This is a genomic window from Pseudomonas sp. NPDC087342 (genome assembly GCF_044744265.1).
GTDB lineage: Bacteria > Pseudomonadota > Gammaproteobacteria > Pseudomonadales > Pseudomonadaceae > Aquipseudomonas > Aquipseudomonas nunensis.
Map to the genome: position 1 here is coordinate 1 of NZ_JBIUXZ010000024.1, position 20178 is coordinate 20178.

General features: G+C 60.4%; 14 protein-coding genes, 4 tRNA genes and 1 pseudogene. 3 read left to right on the plus strand and 16 right to left on the minus strand.

The annotated features are described in order from the left end of the window. Positions 1–92: 92 nt before the first annotated feature. The 4 genes and pseudogenes from leuB to leuC form a co-directional block, all read right to left on the minus strand. Positions 93–1172 (minus strand): annotated as a pseudogene (leuB, locus tag ACIOYV_RS27795) (3-isopropylmalate dehydrogenase); the annotation flags it as partial. Positions 1173–1230: 58 nt separating this feature from the next. Further along, positions 1231–1998 (minus strand): class I SAM-dependent methyltransferase, encoded by a 768-nt coding sequence (locus ACIOYV_RS27800; RefSeq protein ID WP_290028289.1) that lies wholly within the window; start codon positions 1996–1998, stop codon positions 1231–1233. Between the two features lie 140 nt (positions 1999–2138). Next, a complete protein-coding gene (gene leuD, locus ACIOYV_RS27805) occupies positions 2139–2783 on the minus strand; it encodes a 3-isopropylmalate dehydratase small subunit (protein ID WP_054052919.1) in 645 nt (214 codons plus the stop codon). 10 nt (positions 2784–2793) lie between these two features. Then, on the minus strand, positions 2794–4212 hold the full coding sequence (gene leuC / locus ACIOYV_RS27810; protein ID WP_054052917.1) for a 3-isopropylmalate dehydratase large subunit: 1419 nt from the start codon (positions 4210–4212) through the stop codon (positions 2794–2796). Between the two features lie 154 nt (positions 4213–4366). Here leuC and ACIOYV_RS27815 point away from each other — a divergent pair, with 154 nt between their 5' ends. The 3 genes from ACIOYV_RS27815 (at position 4367) to ACIOYV_RS27825 (ending at position 10526) form a co-directional block, all read left to right on the plus strand. After that, positions 4367–5257, plus strand: coding sequence for a LysR family transcriptional regulator (locus tag ACIOYV_RS27815; protein WP_054052915.1), 891 nt, complete (start codon positions 4367–4369; stop codon positions 5255–5257). A 69-nt stretch (positions 5258–5326) separates the two neighbouring features. Beyond that, complete coding sequence (locus ACIOYV_RS27820) at positions 5327–8605, plus strand: PAS domain S-box protein (RefSeq protein WP_054052913.1); 3279 nt, start codon at positions 5327–5329, stop codon at positions 8603–8605. Between the two features lie 229 nt (positions 8606–8834). Continuing rightward, positions 8835–10526, plus strand: coding sequence for an Hsp70 family protein (locus tag ACIOYV_RS27825; RefSeq protein WP_401328896.1), 1692 nt, complete (start codon positions 8835–8837; stop codon positions 10524–10526). On the opposite strand, the gene ACIOYV_RS27830 is transcribed toward ACIOYV_RS27825, so the two are convergent. The 12 genes from ACIOYV_RS27830 to gltX form a co-directional block, all read right to left on the minus strand. Further along, on the minus strand, positions 10523–13207 hold the full coding sequence (locus ACIOYV_RS27830; protein ID WP_401328899.1) for a DUF805 domain-containing protein: 2685 nt from the start codon (positions 13205–13207) through the stop codon (positions 10523–10525). The two genes, ACIOYV_RS27825 and ACIOYV_RS27830, sit on opposite strands and share 4 nt — an antisense overlap. Next, entirely contained in the window at positions 13204–13902 is a 699-nt protein-coding gene (locus tag ACIOYV_RS27835; RefSeq protein WP_401328902.1) for a DUF1266 domain-containing protein, read from the minus strand. Before ACIOYV_RS27835 ends, ACIOYV_RS27830 begins: the two co-directional genes overlap by 4 nt. Before the next feature lie 189 nt (positions 13903–14091). Continuing rightward, positions 14092–14538 (minus strand): Hsp20 family protein, encoded by a 447-nt coding sequence (locus ACIOYV_RS27840; RefSeq protein WP_054054113.1) that lies wholly within the window; start codon positions 14536–14538, stop codon positions 14092–14094. Between the two features lie 120 nt (positions 14539–14658). Next, positions 14659–15618, minus strand: coding sequence for a tRNA-dihydrouridine synthase (locus tag ACIOYV_RS27845; RefSeq protein ID WP_054054115.1), 960 nt, complete (start codon positions 15616–15618; stop codon positions 14659–14661). 204 nt (positions 15619–15822) lie between these two features. Further along, positions 15823–16260: a thioesterase family protein gene (locus ACIOYV_RS27850; protein ID WP_054615520.1), complete on the minus strand. Its 438-nt coding sequence runs from the start codon at positions 16258–16260 to the stop codon at positions 15823–15825. A gap of 48 nt (positions 16261–16308) precedes the next feature. After that, positions 16309–17142 (minus strand): alpha/beta fold hydrolase, encoded by an 834-nt coding sequence (locus ACIOYV_RS27855; protein WP_054615521.1) that lies wholly within the window; start codon positions 17140–17142, stop codon positions 16309–16311. A 32-nt stretch (positions 17143–17174) separates the two neighbouring features. Next, the gene (locus ACIOYV_RS27860; protein ID WP_401328907.1) at positions 17175–17714 is read right to left on the minus strand and encodes a TetR/AcrR family transcriptional regulator; all 540 of its coding nucleotides are present in this window, start codon (positions 17712–17714) and stop codon (positions 17175–17177) included. A 182-nt stretch (positions 17715–17896) separates the two neighbouring features. After that, positions 17897–17972: transfer RNA gene (locus ACIOYV_RS27865), tRNA-Glu, on the minus strand. Between the two features lie 80 nt (positions 17973–18052). Then, positions 18053–18128 (minus strand) — tRNA-Ala (locus ACIOYV_RS27870). 52 nt (positions 18129–18180) lie between these two features. Further along, positions 18181–18256, minus strand: a tRNA-Glu gene (locus ACIOYV_RS27875). A gap of 79 nt (positions 18257–18335) precedes the next feature. After that, a tRNA-Ala gene (locus ACIOYV_RS27880) sits at positions 18336–18411 on the minus strand. A gap of 237 nt (positions 18412–18648) precedes the next feature. Beyond that, entirely contained in the window at positions 18649–20130 is a 1482-nt protein-coding gene (gene gltX, locus ACIOYV_RS27885; protein WP_054054123.1) for a glutamate--tRNA ligase, read from the minus strand. Positions 20131–20178 lie beyond the last annotated feature (48 nt).

Sequence of the window (20178 nt, forward strand, 5' to 3'; positions counted from 1 at the left end):
GCCTGGGTTCACCCAGCGGCGAGTGTTGTTGTGCAGATCAAAGATACGGTGCGTACCGCAACGTTCAAATCGAGGGATGGGAAAAACCTCGACAGATTCCGCAGCGCGGCGACTACTGCGTCACCCATTTCCTGCGTACCGACTTTAGTGCAACCGGTCGACCAGATGTCGCCGGTGCGCAGGCCCTGGTCCAAAACCAGACTGACGGCCTTCTCGATCGCATCCGCCGCATCCTGCAAGTTGAAGCTGTAACGCAGCATCATCGACACCGACAAAATGGTTGCCAACGGGTTGGCAATGCCTTTGCCCGCGATGTCCGGCGCCGAACCGTGACACGGCTCGTACATGCCCTTGTTGTTGGTGTCCAGGGACGCCGAGGGCAGCATGCCGATGGAACCGGTGAGCATCGATGCCTGGTCCGACAGGATGTCGCCGAACAGGTTGTCGGTGACGATCACGTCGAACTGCTTCGGTGCGCGCACCAGTTGCATCGCGGCGTTGTCGACGTACATGTGGCTCAGTTCGACTTCAGGGTAATCCTTGGCCACTTCTTCGACAATTTCACGCCACAGTTGGCTGGAGGCCAGCACGTTGGCCTTGTCCACCGAGCAGAGCTTTTTGCCACGAACCATGGCCATGTCGAAACCGACACGGGCGATACGGCGGATTTCGCTTTCGCTGTACGGCAGGGTGTCGTAGGACTGACGCTCGCCGTTTTCCAGAGTGCGGGTGCCGCGTGGCGCGCCGAAGTAGATGCCGCCGGTCAATTCACGGACGATCAGGATGTCCAGGCCCGCGACGATTTCAGGCTTCAGGCTCGACGCCTCGGCCAGTTGCGGGTACAGGATCGCCGGGCGCAGGTTGCCGAACAGGCCCAGTTGCGCACGAATCTTCAGCAGGCCGCGCTCAGGGCGGATATCACGCTCGATGGTGTCCCATTTCGGGCCGCCCACGGCGCCCAGCAGTACCGCATCGGCAGCGCGCGCGCGATCCAGGGTTTCGTCAGCCAGCGGCACGCCGTGCTTGTCGATGGCGGCGCCACCGATCACGTCGTGGCTCAGCTCGAAGCCCAGGCTGTACTTGGTGTTGGCCAGTTCCAGCACTTTGACTGCTTCGGCCATGATTTCCGGGCCAATACCGTCACCTGGGAGAATCAGAATCTGCTTGCTCATGCTTTCCTCATGTCATCAGTCGGTGTGCCCTCAGGCACACCCGGAAAAATTCTATCGTTTATCTTTCAGCCATCAGCACCAGCACATCTGTACTGAACGAACCATCGGCCTCAATCTCAAAATATTCGCGTACTTCATTGCCCATCGACTGCTGCAACTCGCGGATCGCCGCGCGCATCACTTGCGGTGTGCGCATGCGTTCGACCCAGCTGTTGTACTCCAGACGCAGCCGCTGACGGGTGGTGCTGCGGGTATGCAGCCCCGCTTCACTGACCTGGCGCAACCACTCGCCGGCAGAATAATCGCGTACATGGCTGGTGTCGCGCAGCACTTCGACGCTTTGCAGGTAGGTGTCGAACAACGGACTGCCGGGCGACAGCACGTCGACGAACGCCGCCACCCCGCCCGGTTTCAGCACTCGGCGCACTTCCCGCAGGGCCAGGCCGAGATCGCTCCAATGGTGCGCCGAATAACGGCTGAACACGAAGTCGAACTCGCCATCGGCGAACGGCAGGCGCTCGGCGGCACCGTTGACCGTGGTGACATTGCTGAAACCACGATCAGTCGCTGCGGCGGCCACCACGTCGAGCATTTGCTGGGACAAGTCGTAGGCCACGACTTCTTTCACCAACGCGGCCACGTGGAAACTCACGTGACCGGCGCCGCAACCGAGGTCCAGCACACGCGCCTCGCCCTGCCCGGCCAGTTCAGCCTGTAGCAGCGCAAATTCAGTGCCTTGAGCGTGAACGGCACTGCTCAGGTAGGCCGAGGCCTGTTCACCGAATTGCTTTTGTACGACTTGGCTGTGCTGGGCGGTGCTGGTCATGGGGGACTTCCTTTTTGGGGTTTAGCCTTGTGGTGTTCGGGCGGGCCTCTTCGCGGGCAAGCCTCGCTCCTACATGGGATCGCGCTGCACTTGTAGGAGCGAGGCTTGCCCGCGAAGGCGTCATCACGCCTTACGCAAAATCAAACGTCGCGAAACAACCAAGGCTGGCTCGCCCGGTGCTTGCTTTCAAACGACGCAATCGCCTCGTGGTCCATCAATGTCAGGCCAATATCGTCCAGGCCATTCACCAGGCAATGCTTGCGGAACTCATCCAGCTCAAAGCTGTAGACCTTGCCATCCGGCCGGGTCACGGTCTGGGCTTCGAGGTCGACGGTCAACTGGTAGCCAGGATTCGCTTCGACCTGCTGGAACAGCTCATCAACCTCAGCGTCGCTCAAGATGATCGGCAGCAAGCCGTTCTTGAAGCTGTTGTTGTAGAAGATGTCGGCATAGCTCGGCGCGATGATGCTGCGGAAACCGTACTCTTCCAGGGCCCACGGCGCGTGCTCACGGCTGGAGCCGCAACCGAAGTTTTCCCGGGCCAGCAATACGCTGGCGCCTTGATAACGCTCGGCGTTGAGCACGAAATCCTTGTTCAGTGGACGCTTGGAGTTGTCCTGGTAGGCATAACCCACGTCCAGGTAACGCCACTCGTCAAACAGGTTCGGGCCAAAACCGGTGCGCTTGATCGACTTCAGAAACTGCTTCGGAATGATCTGGTCGGTGTCGACGTTGGCACGGTCCAATGGCGCGACCAAACCGGTGTGTTGGGTAAAAGCTCTCATGTGCGGCTCCTCAGATCAGTTCGCGGACGTCGATGAAACGACCGTTGACGGCAGCCGCCGCGGCCATGGCCGGGCTTACCAGGTGCGTACGGCCACCGGCGCCCTGACGCCCTTCGAAGTTGCGGTTGGAGGTCGAAGCGCAATGCTCGCCCGATTCCAAACGGTCCGGGTTCATCGCCAGGCACATCGAGCAACCCGGTTCACGCCACTCGAAACCGGCTTCGAGGAAAATCTTGTCCAGGCCTTCAGCCTCGGCTTGCGCCTTCACCAGACCCGAGCCCGGCACCACGATGGCTTGCTTGATCGTCGAAGCGACTTTGCGGCCCTTGGCGATCACTGCTGCAGCGCGCAGGTCTTCGATCCGCGAGTTGGTGCAGGAGCCAATGAACACGCGGTCCAGCTGAATATCGGTGATCGCCTGATTGGCGCTCAAACCCATGTATTTCAAGGCGCGTTCGATGGAACCGCGTTTGACCAGGTCCATTTCCTTCGCCGGGTCCGGCACGTTCTGATCAACCGCCAAGACCATCTCGGGCGAGGTGCCCCAGCTGACTTGTGGCTTGATCTGGGTCGCGTCGAGTTTGACCACGGTGTCGAACACCGCATCGGTGTCGGAAACCAGGTCTTTCCAGGCTTCGACCGCCATGTCCCATTCAGCGCCTTTCGGAGCGAATGGACGGCCCTTGACGTATTCCACGGTTTTTTCGTCCGCAGCCACCAGACCTACGCGAGCGCCGGCCTCGATGGACATGTTGCAGATGGTCATGCGGCCTTCGATGGACAAGTCGCGAATCGCGCTGCCAGCGAACTCGATGGCGTGGCCATTACCGCCAGCGGTGCCGATCTTGCCGATCACCGCGAGCACGATGTCCTTGGCGGTCACGCCGAACGGCAATTTGCCTTCGACCGACACCAGCATGTTTTTCATTTTCTTGGCGACCAGGCACTGCGTGGCGAACACGTGCTCGACCTCGGAAGTGCCGATGCCGTGAGCCAACGCGCCGAATGCGCCGTGAGTCGAGGTGTGCGAGTCGCCGCACACCACGGTCATGCCCGGCAAGGTAGCGCCCTGCTCCGGGCCGATCACGTGAACGATGCCCTGACGCACGTCATTCATTTTGAACTCGGTGATGCCGTATTCGTCGCAATAATCATCGAGGGTCTGAACCTGCAAACGCGAGACCTGATCGGTAATCGCTTCGATGCCGCCCTTGCGATCCGGGGTGGTCGGCACGTTGTGGTCCGGGGTGGCGATGATCGAGTCGACGCGCCAAGGCTTGCGCCCGGCCAGACGCAGGCCTTCGAAAGCTTGGGGCGAAGTCACTTCATGGATGATGTGGCGGTCGATATAGATCAGCGACGACCCATCGTCGCGCCGTTTCACTTCATGGGAATCCCAGAGCTTGTCGTAAAGCGTTTTGCCGGCCATCAGACGGTCCTCATCAGCTTGCTTCTATTTTCTATGCCTTGGGTTGTGCAGCGGTTCAATAACCCCTTGGCTTGTGAGGTCGATCCTAGGGGGTTACATTAAATAACTCAAATTCATATTTTTTATGCTTTGGATAACCAACTGGAATACATGAATGGATCTGGCCAACCTCAACGCCTTTATCGCGATTGCCGAGACCGGGAGTTTCTCCGGCGCAGGCGAACGGCTGCACCTGACCCAACCGGCGATCAGCAAACGCATCGCCGGGCTGGAACAGCAACTGAAGGTGCGCCTGTTTGATCGTCTGGGCCGTGAAGTCGGCCTGACCGAGGCTGGACGTGCCCTGTTGCCGAGGGCTTATCAGATTCTCAACGTGCTGGACGACACCCGCCGCGCCCTGACCAACCTGACCGGTGAAGTAAGCGGTCGCCTGACCCTGGCCACCAGTCACCACATCGGCCTGCACCGCTTGCCGCCCTTATTAAGGGAGTTCACGCGTCGTTACCCACAGGTCGCGCTGGATATTCAGTTCCTCGATTCGGAAGTGGCCTACGAAGAAATCCTGCATGGCCGCGCCGAACTGGCGGTCATCACCCTCGCGCCGGAGCCCCATGCGCTGGTCAAGGCCACGCCGGTGTGGGACGACCCGCTGGATTTCGTGGTGGCCCCGGAGCATTCGCTGATCAGCAACGGCCCGGTCACGCTCGCGGATATCGCCCTGCACCCGGCGGTTTTCCCCGGTGGCAACACGTTCACCCACCACATCGTCCAACGTCTGTTCGAGGCCCAGGGCCTGACGCCGAACATCGCCATGAGCACGAATTATCTGGAAACCATCAAGATGATGGTCTCGATCGGCCTGGCCTGGAGCGTTTTGCCGCGCACCATGCTCGATGATCAGGTGGCGCGGATAGCTTTGCCGGGCATACAACTCACTCGCGAGCTAGGCTATATCCTGCACACAGAAAGGACGCTTTCGAATGCGGCACGTGCCTTTATGGCCCTGCTGGATGCACAAATTGATCTGCCAAGGACCCACGGCTAACTTGTGCTACTCCTATAGAGCTGCAAAACCCCGTGCCTAACGCCCCATTCAGCCCAAGGCCTGCTGCCAATGCCCAAATCTGTTGACCGTATTCCGCCGATGCCGCGTATTCAGGCCATTGACCCGCAGCGGTCGGAGCAGAGCTGGGAAAGCGCGCCGCAGCTGTTGGCCGCGCTGAACGGTGCGCGCCTGGGGGCGTGGTATTGGGACATCGAACGCGGGCAGATCAGTTGGTCCCGGGGCACCCAGGCGCTGTTCGGCTTCGACCCCAAGCAGCCTTTGCCGGCGGACCTCGAATACCTCGACTTGCTGCCCCCGGAAGACCGGGCGAAAACCATTCGCGCGTTCCATCAGGTGATCGCCGGCGCTCCGCTGGAACAAGCGATGCATCACCGCATCCGCTGGCCCGACGGCAGTCTGCACTGGCTGGAGATCAACGGCAGCCTGTTGCCGGATAAACACGGCCGACCACGAATGATCGGAGTGATTCGCGAGATCACCCATCAACGCCAGCGGGAACAAGCCCTGAGCAGCTCGGAAAAGCGCTTCGCTACGCTGTTCCATCTGTGCCCGAACATGGTGCTGCTGACCCGTCAGGAAGACGGCTTGATCAGCGAAGCCAATCAATATTTCGAAAGCCTGTTCGGCTGGCCGGTGCAAAGCGTCATTGGCCGCACCACCCTGGAACTGGGCCTGTGGGTGCATCCCGAGCAACGCGCATTGCTGGTCAAGGCGACCAAGGCCAAGGGCGAATTGATCAACATGGAAGTGCAGTTTCGCGCCAGCAACGGCCAGGTCCACGATGGCATTCTCAGCGCGCAAAAGGTCGAGCTCGAAGGCCAGCCGTATCTCCTGAGCACGTTCCTCGACACCACTGAACGCAAAGCCGCCGAACATGCGCTCAAGGACAGCCAGGAACGCCTCGACCTTGCCCTGGACTCGGCGCAGCTTGGCACATGGGACTGGCACATCCCCAGCGGCATGCTCTACGGCTCGGCGCGGGCTGCGCAGCTGCATGGCATGGAGCCCAAGCCATTCCATGAAGCCTTCGATGAATTCTTCGAAGGCGTGCCCGGCGAAGAACGCAACAGCATGCGCAATGCCTACCGCAGCTTGCGCGAAGGCCCGGCCGGCAATTATCAACTGACCTATCGCGTGCAATTGGCCGATGGCAGCTCGCGCTTCCTGGAAAGCCGTGCGCGGCTCTATCGCGATGAAAACGGCCAGCCGCTGCGCATGGCCGGCACGCTGCTGGATATCACCGATCAGGTCGAGCGCGAGCAGCAACTGGTGGCCTCCGAGGAGAAATTCGCCACGCTGTTCCAGGTCAGTCCGGACCCGATCTGCGTGACTCGCCAGGACAGTGGCCAGTTCATCGAGATCAATTCCAGTTTCACTCAGATTTTCGGCTGGACCACCGACGACGTGATCGGCCGCAGCGCCGATGAAATCGGCCTGTGGGACGCCTCAGCGAAAAGCCTGCAACGGATCGAGCAAGTGATCCGCGAGCAAGGCCTGAGCAACGTTGCGATCCTTGTTCAGCACAAGGACGGGCAAACCCTGACCTGCGTGATTTCCAGCCGGCAGATCAGCGTCGGCGAACAACCGTGCATCGTCACCACCCTGCGCGACATCACCCAACAACAGCGTTCGGAAGCGGCGCTCAAGGCCAGCGAAGAGAAATTCGCCAAGGCGTTCCACTCCAGCCCCGACGCCATCACCATTACCGAACGCGACACCGGGCGCTATCTGGAGGTCAACGACGGTTTCTGCCGCCTGACCGGCTATCGCGCCGATGAAGTGGTGGGCAAAACCGTGTATCAGGTCGGCATCTGGGCGGAAGAAAAACAACGTTCGTCGCTGCTGGCCGAATTGCAGATCAAGGGCCGCGTGCACCACCAGGAGATGCTCGGGCGCAATAAACGCGGGGAACTGCTCACCGTCGAAGTCTCGGTAGAACCGATCACCCTCAACGAAACCGCGTGCCTGCTGCTGACCGCTCGCGACGTCAGTCTGTTGAAAAACGCCGAGGCGCAGATCCGGCACCTCGCCTACCACGACCCGCTGACCAACCTGCCCAACCGCGCGCTGTTGATGGATCGCCTGAGCCAGCAGATTGCCCTGCTCAAGCGCCACAACCTGCGTGGCGCCTTGATGTTTCTTGACCTCGACCACTTCAAGCACATCAACGACTCCCTCGGTCACCCGGTGGGCGATACGGTGCTGAAGATCATCACCGCGCGACTCGAAGCCAGCGTGCGCATGGAAGACACCGTGGCGCGGCTCGGTGGTGACGAGTTCGTGGTGCTGCTCAGCGGCCTGGAAGGTTCGCGCAGCGAAGTCAGCGAGCAGGTTCGGGACCTGGCCGACACCTTGCGCGAATTGCTCTCGGAACCGATGTTCCTCGACGGCCAGCGCCTGCAAGTCACGCCGAGCATTGGCATCGCGCTGATTCCTGATCACGGCTCGACCCCGACCGACCTGCTCAAGCGCGCCGACATTGCCCTGTACCGGGCCAAGGATTCGGGGCGCAATACCACGCAGATGTATCACAACACCATGCAGAAGGCCGCCAGTGAACGCTTGCGCATGGAAACCGACCTGCGCCTGGCCCTTTCCCGCGGCGAATTCAGCGTGCATTACCAACCCCAGGTCGACGCCCAGGACAACCGTATCATCGGCGCCGAAGCACTGGTGCGCTGGAACCACCCGGAACTCGGCGCACAATCGCCCACTGAATTCATCAAGGTCCTGGAAGACAGCGGGCTGATTCTGGAAGTCGGCACCTGGATCCTCGACGAAGCCTGCGATGCCTTTAAACAATTGATCGCCAAGGGCCTGATTGACCCGCTCAATTTCAGCCTGTGCGTTAACATCAGCCCACGCCAATTCCGCCAGAACGACTTCGTCGAACGCATCGAACGCAGCCTCAGCAGCCATGGCTTGCCTTGTTCGTTGCTGAAACTGGAAATCACCGAAGGCATCGTCATCCAGAACCTGGAAGACACCATCAACAAAATGCGTCGCTTGAAAAAACTCGGCGTGAGCTTTGCCATGGACGACTTCGGCACTGGCTACTCCTCGCTGACCTACCTCAAGCGCCTGCCGGTGGACACGCTGAAAATCGACCAGTCGTTCATCCGCGACGCCACCACCGACCCCAACGACGCCGAAATCATCCGCGCCATCGTCGCCATGGCGCGCAGCCTGGCGCTGGAAGTGATTGCCGAAGGGGTTGAAACGCCAGAGCAACTGGAGTTTTTGCAGGGGTTAGGTTGCCATTTGTATCAAGGCTACCTGCACAGCCGGCCATTGCCGGTGGAGGCGTTTCAAACGTTGCTTAAATAAATCCCCCGTAGCAGCTGTCGAGCCCCGGCGAGGCTGCGTTCGGCGGCGAAGCCGTCGTGAAATCAGATGACGCGGTGTATCAGGTAAACCGCGTGCGCTGGGTTTACGACGGCTTCGCCGCCGGACGCAGCCTCGCCGGGGCTCGACAGCTGCTACGGGGCCAGGAATTGCGAGTTTTTGTCTCAGCCTGTAGGGTCGCGTTTTTTGCGTCGCCTCAAAGAGATCAACCATGCAGGATGCAACCCTCCCCCGCCCGGCCTTGCTGGGTATCGACCTTGGGACCACCAATAGCCTGATCGCCGTCTGGCAGGACGGTCGGGCGCAGTTGATTCCCAACGCCCTCGGTGATGTCCTCACCCCCTCCGTAGTCAGTCTCGATGAAGACGACAGCATTCTGGTGGGCAAGGCTGCCCGCGCGCGCCTGACCACGCATCCCGAGCGTACGGTGGCGGCGTTCAAGCGTTTTATGGGCAGCGACAAACAGTTCGAACTGGGCGGGCGACAGTTCAGCCCGGAAGAACTTTCGGCGCTGGTGATCGGTTCGCTCAAGCAGGACGCCGAAGCCTGGCTCGGCCACGCGGTGCACGAGGCGGTGATTTCGGTACCGGCGTATTTCAGTGATGAGCAACGCAAGCGCACGCTGTTTGCTGCCGAGTTGGCTGGCCTGAGCGTGTCGCGGCTGATCAACGAACCGACCGCCGCCGCCATGGCGTACGGGCTGCATGAGCAGAAGTTCGAGCGCACGCTGATATTCGACCTGGGCGGCGGCACCTTCGACGTCACGGTGTTGGAATATGCCCTGCCGTTGATCGAAGTGCATGCCTCCACCGGCGACAACTTCCTCGGTGGCGAAGACTTCACCGCCGCGCTGCTGCAGGCCTGCCTGAAAGACTGGCAACTCACCCCGCAAATGATCGATGGCCAGGGCTTGGCCAGCCTCGGCGATGCCTTGGAACAACTCAAATGCAAACTCGGTGAAGGCACCCAACACCTGAGCTGGAACGGTGCTGGTGCATTGCGCGAATGGTCGCTGGATGAAGCCTCGGCATTGAACATTTGGGAGCCGCTGCTCGCCCGGTTACGCGCGCCCATCGAGCAAGCGCTGCGCGATGCCCGGCTCAAGCCCAGGGACCTCGACAGCCTGGTGATGGTCGGCGGCGCCACGCGCATGCCGGCCGTGCAGCAAATGGTCGCGACGCTGTTCGGGCGCCTGCCCTATCGCCATCTCGACCCGGACACGATTGTCGCGCTGGGCGCCGCCACCCAGGCCGCGTGCAAGGCCCGGGACAGTGCAATCGAAGAACTGATCCTGACCGACGTCTGCCCCTACACCCTGGGCATCTCGACCAATCGCGGTGAAGACGTCAGCGGCGCCTTCTCGCCGATCATCGAGCGCAATACGGTGATCCCGACGTCCAGGGTGAAACGCTTTTACACGACTCATCCCCAGCAAACGCTGATCCGCATTGAGGTCTACCAAGGCGAGCGGCCGTGGGTGCGGGACAATATTTTCATCGATGCCTTCGACGTCGCGCTGAAACCCAGCGAGCAGACCGAAGCGCTGGATGTGCGTTTCAGCTACGACATCAACGGTTTGCTCGAGGTCGACGTCACCCTGCTGGCCAGCGGCGAACGTCACAGCCACAGCATCGACCGCAGCCCCACCGGGCTCGACCCGCAGTCGCGGCAAAACAGCCATGAACGGCTCAGCGCCCTGAAAATCCACCCACGCGACACCCTGCCCAACCGCACGTTGCTGGCGCGCCTGGAGCGAGCCTGGGCGCAAAGCCTGGGTGACGAGCGCGAACAGATTGCTGATTGGCTGGATACCTTCACCACCGTGCTCGGTGGCCAGCAATCGGTGGAGATTGCCAGCCATCGCTCACAGCTCAATAAAGCCCTGGATGAACTGCGCCTTTAGTCGTTAAGCCGCCGCAAAGCCACCTGCAAACCGCCGGACAAGGTGTCTTCACCGCCGCTGTCCGGTGGCACGCCGTAGCGGTTGGGCAGTTTGTCGCCGGGAAAGCCGAACAACAGCAACGGCATGAACGGCAGCACCGGCGACAGGCAGCCAAAAATCAGCAGCGTGGGAATCCCGCGCCCCATGTCATGCAGTCGACGCAGAATCGCACCGAGCAGCAACGCGACGCCCAGCAACAACACGCCAATGCCCGAGAGCGCAGTGCCGCTCATCAACGCCAGATACGGGGTGATCAGCAGACACCCCAGCACTTGCCCGATAAACGCCTTGCGCCCGAGCCGGGAACCCAGACGCCAGAACGCAGTGGCCGGCACAGGCCGAGTGTCGCTGTTGGCCAGCAGCAGGCGTTCGTTCCAGGACAACAGGGCGGTTAGCGCCAGTCGCAGGCCCACGCTGTTCGCGGTGTCATCCTTGCCGTACTGCAAGATGCTCAGCACCTTGTTCCGCGGCACCCCTGCCGCGCCATGACGGACCAGGCTTTTCAGCGTATCGAGGAGTGAATAAACCACCAGTTTCTCGACACCGAAATCCGCCAATACTTTTTCAGGCGGCCACACCGGCTCGCCTTTGATCAAGCCATTGCGGAACCCTTCGAACCATTCATCTTCGCAACTGACGGCGGCGATGGACTGCAACAGCGCGCGGTGCTGCTCGGCATTCAGAGTCGGATCGTGATACAGCACACCCCAGAGCAACATCAGCCCCAATACATCTTCGCCGCAGGCGTCAGGATCGCTTTCAATGCAGGTATAGAGTTGCGCATTACCCGGCAGCGCTGCGGTGTCGAGGGCCTGTTGCACGTTGAACAGCTTTTGCACGAGCAAGCCATGCACCGGATCGCTGGGTTGCAACCAACCCAGTAAACCGCTGCAACTCCCTTGTTCGCGTTGCAAACGCCGCAGTAGTGGTTGGAGCCGACTCAAAGGATGAGCCAGGTTGACGTCCAGCCGCTCCAGACAGGCCGAATCGATCAACGCCAGCCAACGTTCCGGCTGATCGAGCAATGCCAGCAGGAACATCGTTTGAGCGTGCCATTGCCACGTCGACTCGCCTTGGGCAATGGCCGGCAATACCACGCCACGTTGCTCCAACTGGACCAGCAGGCTCAAACCGCGCAAGTCCACGTCCGCTTGTGCGTCTTGCAGATCAAACGCCTGATCGATCCGCACCAGCGCGGACTGATCGTAAGGCCGCAGCCTGCGCAACCAGAGGCGGCCAATGTTGTGTGGCTCGTCCTTTGTCAGTTCTTCGGCCAGTTGCGGCTGAACCGAACGACTGCTGAGGTACGCCTTCATCGCCAACGGGATCGGCGCCTGAGTCAGCCAGCACAGTTGCTGCTCGGCCTGATCCTTGAACCCGCGCAACACCAGGCCTTCGAGGGCATCGACCGGCTGCGGTTCGTCGAGTATCTGTTGCAACAACCCCGCATCGCCACGGTGCAAGGCCCAGGCATGCCGGTACAACTGCTGCAAACGGGAATCCGCAGCCTCGCCTAGCAGCAAGGCCAACAGCGGCAGCTCATCCCCGGTCATGCGCCAATCGACAAAGGCAGCCGGCAAGCCTTGCAGGTTGAGTTGCCCGACTCCACGCCAGCGAGCCAGCGTCTCGGGGCGTTGTGAAGGACTGCCATAGATCTGGCTGCCATCGGCGAGGTCGGCGGGCCAGGCGCGGACATTCTCCAGACGGTCAAATGCCTGGATCAGCAGCGCCAAAAAGTCCGGCTGCCGCTTTGCGCAAAGTTCCAGCAAACGGCTTTCGGCCTTCGGGTGGCGATGCTCCTGCCACAGCCGGATCCAGCAAGGCAGCGCCTGATCCTCCAGACCCAGCAAGCTGTTTTGGCTGGCCAGCAGATACAGCCAGTCGACATCGTCGGGGGCTTGCGTCTGTTGCTCGGCGCACTGTTGCCGCAGACCGGCACCGCCGATACCCGCCTGAGTGAACTGCACCAGCAGACGCTGGATGAATGCGTCATCTGCCGGCAGCGGCAAACAGGTGTGGTGGCTGGCGAAGTCTTCGAACTCATGCAGAGGACGATGCTGGAAGATGTAGTCGAGGCTGCGGGCATACCAGAGGGTTTCGATTTGCACAGGCACGGGCCAATCGCCCATCAGCGCCGTGTCGAACGGATCGGGGCCCTTGATGCGCTGCAGGAACGCTTCGACTTCCTTCGCCTGGTCAAACTCCAGATCCAGCAATTGCTGTTCCCAGGCCATCCGTTGCGCCAACAGATTTGCGCAGCGGTACGACAGTGGACCGGCGTTGGCCAATGGGTGGAACAGCCCCCAACTGAGGTCATCGAGCACGTCCAGCGGCAATTGATCCAGCGCTTTGACAAAAGCTTGCCAGGCATGCGGATTGAAACGCCGCGCCGGGTCCTGGAGCAGCGCGTAAAAATCCACCAGGGTCTGCGGCATCTCAGGGACGCCCGCACCCTCCTCCTCTTCTACGTCGTCCTCTTCCTGCCGGGCGAAACGGTTGGCGCTTTCATAGGCTTCACGCAATGCCTGGAAGCCTTCGGGATCACTTTCCGGATGATGCTGCGGCAGACGCGCGCGGTAGGCATCCCGAATCAGTGCCTGGTCTTTGGTGGGCTCTATGCCCAGACGTATCCAGCAAGTCATGACCAGTCGAACTCCCCTAAAGATGCCGGGCGCTGCGGCGGATCAAGCTCCAGGTGCCAAGGCAAACCGGCCAGGAAAACCGGCATGTTTCGGCTCAGGCCGCGAGCGATGCGCAGACTGCTCGAACACTCCCCTTGGCGGTCCAGTTCGTAAGCAAGCGTGTCGTCACTGCTGCTCAGGCAGCCCCAGAATGCGCGACCGGTCAGGAATCCGTTGAAATAGGCAAACCAGTCGTCGTAGTGATATTGCGCCCTGACGGCCAGACGCCAATGCAACCAGAGGCTCTCGGAAAGATCGATCCACTCGTTGCGCACCGCACACCGCAACAGAAACCCCATGCGCCCCAAGTCCCACGCCTGGATACCACCCGAACCGCAGCCCTCAAAGGTACGGCTGGCAAACTCATGCAAGATGCGCTCACGGGGTTCCAGCGTCTCGAGCAACGCTTGCCACTCACCGGGCAAACAGCGTTGCCAGGAGCGATACGCCTGTTCGAGGTGGGTGGCGTGACCGTTATCGGTCATTCTTTCGAGCATGCCCAACAGCTGTGGCCGGTCATTGATGCCCCAGCTGCATTGCAGGTCGATAAATTCCGGATCGGAATAGAACGCGGGCTCGTCGTATTCGGCACGAGGATTGAGGGCAACCATTGGCGCGGAAAGACCGCATAGCCAACGCTGTTGTATCTCTTCCATGAAAAAAAGCTCCGGGCCGACCAGGCAGAATGGGAGTCGGCAAAACTGCGCGGATTGTAGAGAAACCGGCTCAAGGCAGCAAAGTATGCATTTCGTTTTTTGCTGGAAAATAAAAAGGCCCCGACACGTCGGGGCCTTCATTTAGCGGGTTACAGCGAGATCACGCGAATCTATTTCTGCGCATGACACTCAGTGCTGCAGCGCCGGCTTCTGCGTCCCATTGATCGGGATGCGCTTGGCTTTCGCTTCTTCTGGGACAACCCGCAGCAGGTCGATGCTCAACAGACCGTTGCTCAGGTCGGCAGCCTTGATTTCGATATGGTCCGCCAGACGGAACGACAGCTTGAACGCACGCTGGGCGATGCCTTGATGCAGGTAGGTCACGCTGTCATTGGCGTCACGCTTGCCGCCGCTGATGGTCAGCACACCCTTCTCGACTTGCAGCTCCAGGTCTTCTTCCTGGAAACCGGCGGCCGCGACAACGATGCGGTATTGGTCATCACCGTGCTTTTCAACGTTGTACGGTGGGTAGGTGCTGCCAGGCTCGTTGCGCAGGGCGGTTTCGAACAGGTCGTTGAAACGGTCGAAGCCTACCGAGGAACGGAACAGTGGCGCGAGGGAAAATGCAGTACTCATGGTTCAAATCTCCTGAAAACAATCAGCAAGGTTTTTTGTCTCCGCGACCCGAATTCGGCATCGCGTAACCCTTAGATAGGGACCGCTGATTGCATTTCAAGAGATTATTTACAGATTTTTTTAGGCTGCTTCGGCGACTTGCAGGCCGAGTAAACGCGAGACCTGATCGAGCTCGGTTTCACGCCGCAGGACGGTGAACAGCTCAACCGCCTCGGGATAATTGCGGGTTAGCATCGCCAGCCACTGCTTCAAGCGGCCCGGCGATTGACGGGCCGTCATCTGCGCCTTGGCTTGCAGCCAGAAGTCCTGGATCAGCGGCAGCAATTCGGCCCAAGTCATCTCGACCACTTCTTCACCGGCGCGCGCCGCGGCGATTTGCCGGGCCAGGTCCGGGCGCGACACCAGGCCGCGACCGAGCATGATGTCTTCCACGCCGCTGATTTCGCGGCAACGGCGCCAGTCTTCAACGCTCCAGATATCGCCGTTGGCGAACACCGGGACTTTGACCACGTCTTGCACGCGAGGAATCCATTCCCAGTGTGCCGGAGGTTTGTAGCCATCGGTCTTGGTCCGCGCGTGAACCACAATGTGCGCGGCGCCGCCTTCGGCCAGGGCTGTGGCGCAGACCAACGCGCCGTCCGGGCTGTCGAAACCCAGGCGCATCTTGGCCGTGACCGGGATATGCGCCGGCACCGCGCGACGCACGGTTTCGACGATCTGGTTGAGCAGTTCAGGTTCTTTGAGCAGGACCGCGCCGCCACGGGACTTGTTGACGGTCTTGGCCGGACAGCCGAAATTCAGGTCGATGACTTCGGAACCCAGCTCGCAGGCCAGCGCGGCGTTTTCCGCCAGGCACACCGGATCGGAACCGAGCAGTTGCACGCGCAATGGCACGCCGGACGCGGTGCGAGCGCCGGTCAGCAGTTCCGGGCCGAACTTGTGGTAATAGGCAGGCGTGAGCAGTTGATCGTTGATCCGAATGAATTCGGTCACGCACCAATCGATACCGCCGACGCGGGTCAGCACGTCCCGCAGGATGTTGTCGACCAACCCCTCCATGGGCGCCAAAGCAATTTGCATGGAAAACACACTCAACGAAAAACGTGCGGCAGTTTACTGGTTTCAGGGCGCAGAAGGTATTTCGTCAGACGGGGCGGTGGCGATTGTGCTGACGCCTTCGCGGGCAAGCCTCGCTCCTACAGGTTTTGCGGCGTATGCAAATTGGGCGCACGCCGCAAAACCTGTAGGAGCGAGGCTTGCCCGCGAAGAGGCCCGCCAGACAACCTAGGAAGGAACCTGCAACGCCGGGCCATAGCCCTCGATAAACTCCGCCGGCATGCGCTTGGGCTTGCCGGTGGAGAGTTCGATGCAGACGAAAGTGGTCTGGGCACGCAGCAATGTGGTGTTGTCGCTGGGGCGCTTGAGCTGGAAGTGACGGGTCATTTTCAGGCGCTGGTCCCAATCGACGATCCAGGTCGCCAATTGCAACTCATCGCCTTCATAAGCGGCGGCGAGGTAATCGATCTCATGCCGAACCACAGCCATCGCCCGATCCAGCCGCCGGTACTCGACCAGGTCCAGGCCAAGGCGTTGCGAGTGGCGCCAGGCACAGCGCTCGAGCCAGGTCACGTACACCGCGTTATTCGCGTGGCCCAGCCCGTCGATGTCCTCGGCGCCGACTTGCAGATCAATGATAAATGGCGTTGCCCGATCCCAGCCCATGCCCCACTCCCGGTCAGATAATTTCGACCGGGGCAGTGTAACGGATGCTCAGGCCGATTGCCGCGCCTGAAGGCTGCGGCCGGACAGCAGTGATAACACCCCATCAATCACCCGAGGGTCTGCCATCACCCGGTGATGACCGCCCTCTTCCAGGCGCAGCAGGCGACTGTCGAACCAGGCTTCGTGAATCAGTTGGGATTCCTTGGCGCTGACATAGCGATCGTCTTCGGCGTGGACGATCAGCCCCGGCATATCGAGCTGATAGTGCGCAACATCCAGGGTCGCAGCGCGCATTCCGACATCTTTCTCGACCTGACGGATAAACGCTGAACGTGCCTTGGGCGGCAGCTTGACCATTCGGGCGAAACCGCGCAGCACGCCAAGAATCCGCGCCGGCGCACCAATCGTGACCAGGGTTTCGGTGCGCAGACCCAACTGCACCGCGAGCATCGCACTGGCGCCGCCCATGGAGTGGCCGATCACCGCTTGCAGGGGCGGCAACTCAGCGGCGGCTTCGAGCATGGCCCGGGCGAACAACACCACATTGGCCTCGCGCCCCGGCGAACGACCGTGGGCCGGACCATCCAGGGCCACTACGGTGTAGCCCGCATCCACCAGCGCTGTAATCAGGTTGGCGAACTGGGTAGGCCGACCTTCCCAGCCGTGCATCAGCAAGACCGTCGGGCCTTGCCCCCAGCGCAACGCCGAAAGGCCGAAGCGCAGGGTGATCCGCTCGGATTTCGCCAGCAGCGGCAATTCCCAGTCACTGGGGGCAAACGAGCGCGGAGTCATAAATGCCAGGCGCATTTTGCTCGCAACCAGTTGAGGTGCGAACCAGCCCAAGGTGCCATTAACGCCACGAACCCACTTTAACGTGCTCATCGCTCCACTCCTCAGGCTATTTCGCCTTCAGGTCATAGCACCGCTGATTTGGCGGCGCGCAGCAATCGATCGGACAATTCGCCTGGCCCCAGCGCCCGCGCCAGAGCCAAACCACCGACCATCAAGGCCATGTCGGCCAAGGCTTTGTCGGTGTCTTCCGGACTGGCCGCCAATTGCGCGACCATCAGTTCTACGTGCTCATTCAATGCCACTCGAAATTCGTCCGGCAGTCGCCCCAGTTCACCGACCGAAGCCGGGATCGGGCATGCCGAGCTGGAGGAATCACGGTGTTTGCGCGACAGGTAGAACGCGGCCACCAAGGCGCGGCGTTCTTCGCCGGTCAACTCGACGTCCATGTCGGCAATCAGCTCTCGACGGTGGCCGAGCAACTGCTTGAACGCTTCCAGCATCATCGCGTCCTTGCTTTCAAAGTGCGCGTAGAAGCCGCCGACCGTCAGGCCAGCCGCGCCCATCACTTCGCCCACGCTCGGCTCGGCCGGGCCGCGCTGGATCAGCGCTGCGCTGGCGGCCTTGAGGATGCGTTCGCGGGTTTGAGCTTTTTTATCGTTCATCGTTGCCTCCGAATATTACGACTAGAATATTATTCGCATAATAAATTTGCGCAAGTCATGGGTGTGACCGCTGGTCTGAAGAACAGTTTTGAAGAAAAAGGAGAATTGGCCAAACGCCAGACAAACAAAAGGGCCATTCAATAATTGAATGACCCTTATAAATCCCGCAGAGCGGGTAATCGTGGCGTCCCCTAGGGGACTCGAACCCCTGTTACCGCCGTGAAAGGGCGGTGTCCTAGGCCACTAGACGAAGGGGACACAAACCCTTCTATACAGCTGATCAGTGCAGAGCGCTGATCGATTCAAGGCCGGTGTGGCCAGACCTTGAACTGTAAAATTGGTGGAGCTAAACGGGATCGAACCGTTGACCTCTTGCATGCCATGCAAGCGCTCTCCCAGCTGAGCTATAGCCCCGATTTATCGCCTGGCGGCGGAGCAGCATCTTGCGACACTACTTCTGTAAAACTGGCGTCCCCTAGGGGACTCGAACCCCTGTTACCGCCGTGAAAGGGCGGTGTCCTAGGCCACTAGACGAAGGGGACGCAAACCCTTCTATACAACTGATCAACGCTGAGAGTTGATCGCTTCAAGGCCGGTGTGGCCAGACCTTGAAGTGTAAATTGGTGGAGCTAGACGGGATCGAACCGTCGACCTCTTGCATGCCATGCAAGCGCTCTCCCAGCTGAGCTATAGCCCCTCATCGCTGAGGACGGGGCGAATCTTAATGGCGCATCGAAAGGCTGTCAAACTTATTTTTAAAATATTTCAAAGTTTTTTGCCGACATAACAATCACTTACCGCCCTTCCCCCGTAAATTCGGGATATCTCCTGCTGTAGGAGCCAGGCTTGCCGGCGAATGAGACGCCGCGGTGTGTCTGTTACACCGCGCCATCGTTCTTCGCGAGCAAGCAACGCTCCTACAAAATCGCGTTGATCAGGCGATATTGCCCAACAGTTTTTCCCACTCCTTGTTTTCCTTCTTCGACACGCCACCGAGCAAGTCGAGGGCCTGGCGCAGACGGAAACGCGTCAGGTCCGGGCCGAGGATTTCCATCGCGTCGAGCACCGACACCGAACTGGCCTGCCCGGTGATCGCAGCGAACATCAGCGGCATCGCATCCCGCAGCTTCAGCTCCAGGGATTCGACCACGGCCTGAATCGTCGCGGTGATGCTGTCCTTCTCCCACTGACGCAAGCTTTCGAGCTTCCACAGGATCAACTGCATCAACTGACGAACCTGATCACCCGAGAGCTTCTTGGATTCGAACAACTTCGCGTCCGGGTTCACGCCACCGGCGAAGAAGAAACCGGCCAGCGGTGCAACCTGGCTGAAGGTTTCAACCCGGCCCTGCACGTGCGGCGCGATCTTCATCATGTATTCAGGATTCAGCGCCCAAGTCTGCAAGCGGCTGGCGAACTCTTCCACCGGCAAGTCACGCAACCATTGGCCGTTGAGCCAGGACAGTTTCTCGATATCGAAAATCGGCCCGCCGAGGGACACACGGCTCAGGTCGAAGTTGTCGACCATTTCCTGCAACGAGAACTTCTCGCGCTCGTCCGGCATCGACCAGCCCATGCGACCCAGATAGTTGAGCATCGCTTCCGGCATGAAGCCCATGCGCTCGTAGAACGTCACCGAGGTCGGGTTCTTGCGCTTGGACAGCTTGCTCTTGTCCGGGTTACGCAGCAGCGGCATGTAGCACAGCTCCGGTTGTTCCCAGCCGAAGTACTCGTACAGCAGAATCAGTTTCGGTGCCGAAGGCAGCCACTCTTCACCGCGCAGCACGTGGGTGATGCCCATCAAATGGTCATCGACTACGTTGGCCAGGAAGTACGTCGGCAGGCCGTCGGTCTTCATCAACACTTGCATGTCCATGCGATCCCACGGGATCTCGACGTCGCCACGCAGCATGTCCGGCACCACGCAAACACCTTCGCTCGGCACTTTCATGCGGATTACGTGGGGTTCGCCAGCGGCCAGACGACGGGCGACTTCTTCCGCAGACAGCAACAGCGCACGGCCGTCGTAACGCGGGGTTTCGCCGCGAGCCATTTGCTCGGCGCGCATCTGGTCCAGTTCTTCGGCGGTGCAGAAGCACGGGAAGGCGTGGCCCATTTCAACCAGTTGCTGGCAGTACTTCTGATAAATATCGCCACGCTCGCTCTGACGGTAAGGACCGTGCGGGCCGCCGACGTCCGGGCCTTCGCTCCAGTCGATACCCAACCAGCGCAGGGCGTCGAAAATCTGCTGTTCGGACTCGCGGGTCGAACGCAATTGATCGGTGTCTTCGATCCGCAGGATGAACTCACCGCCATGCTGCTTGGCAAAGCAGTAGTTGAACAATGCGATGTAAGCGGTACCTACGTGGGGGTCCCCGGTAGGCGATGGCGCGATGCGCGTGCGGACGGTGGTCATGGCAAGTCTCGAAATAAAGGTCAAACAAAGGGCGAATGGTAACAGGCG

What these genes read in the sequence shown, in the direction of transcription:
- ACIOYV_RS27800 (WP_290028289.1), bottom strand. Translation starts at nt 1,998, where the DNA reads ATGACCAGCACCGCCCAGCACAGCCAAGTCGTACAAAAGCAATTCGGT.
- ACIOYV_RS27835 (WP_401328902.1), bottom strand. Translation starts at nt 13,902, where the DNA reads ATGGAAGAGATACAACAGCGTTGGCTATGCGGTCTTTCCGCGCCAATG.
- ACIOYV_RS27860 (WP_401328907.1), bottom strand. Translation starts at nt 17,714, where the DNA reads ATGAACGATAAAAAAGCTCAAACCCGCGAACGCATCCTCAAGGCCGCC.
- ACIOYV_RS27840 (WP_054054113.1), bottom strand. Translation starts at nt 14,538, where the DNA reads ATGAGTACTGCATTTTCCCTCGCGCCACTGTTCCGTTCCTCGGTAGGC.
- ACIOYV_RS27845 (WP_054054115.1), bottom strand. Translation starts at nt 15,618, where the DNA reads ATGCAAATTGCTTTGGCGCCCATGGAGGGGTTGGTCGACAACATCCTG.
- ACIOYV_RS27820 (WP_054052913.1), top strand. Translation starts at nt 5,327, where the DNA reads ATGCCCAAATCTGTTGACCGTATTCCGCCGATGCCGCGTATTCAGGCC.
- gltX (WP_054054123.1), bottom strand. Translation starts at nt 20,130, where the DNA reads ATGACCACCGTCCGCACGCGCATCGCGCCATCGCCTACCGGGGACCCC.
- ACIOYV_RS27850 (WP_054615520.1), bottom strand. Translation starts at nt 16,260, where the DNA reads ATGGGCTGGGATCGGGCAACGCCATTTATCATTGATCTGCAAGTCGGC.
- leuC (WP_054052917.1), bottom strand. Translation starts at nt 4,212, where the DNA reads ATGGCCGGCAAAACGCTTTACGACAAGCTCTGGGATTCCCATGAAGTG.
- leuD (WP_054052919.1), bottom strand. Translation starts at nt 2,783, where the DNA reads ATGAGAGCTTTTACCCAACACACCGGTTTGGTCGCGCCATTGGACCGT.
- ACIOYV_RS27825 (WP_401328896.1), top strand. Translation starts at nt 8,835, where the DNA reads ATGCAGGATGCAACCCTCCCCCGCCCGGCCTTGCTGGGTATCGACCTT.
- ACIOYV_RS27815 (WP_054052915.1), top strand. Translation starts at nt 4,367, where the DNA reads ATGGATCTGGCCAACCTCAACGCCTTTATCGCGATTGCCGAGACCGGG.
- ACIOYV_RS27830 (WP_401328899.1), bottom strand. Translation starts at nt 13,207, where the DNA reads ATGACTTGCTGGATACGTCTGGGCATAGAGCCCACCAAAGACCAGGCA.
- ACIOYV_RS27855 (WP_054615521.1), bottom strand. Translation starts at nt 17,142, where the DNA reads ATGAGCACGTTAAAGTGGGTTCGTGGCGTTAATGGCACCTTGGGCTGG.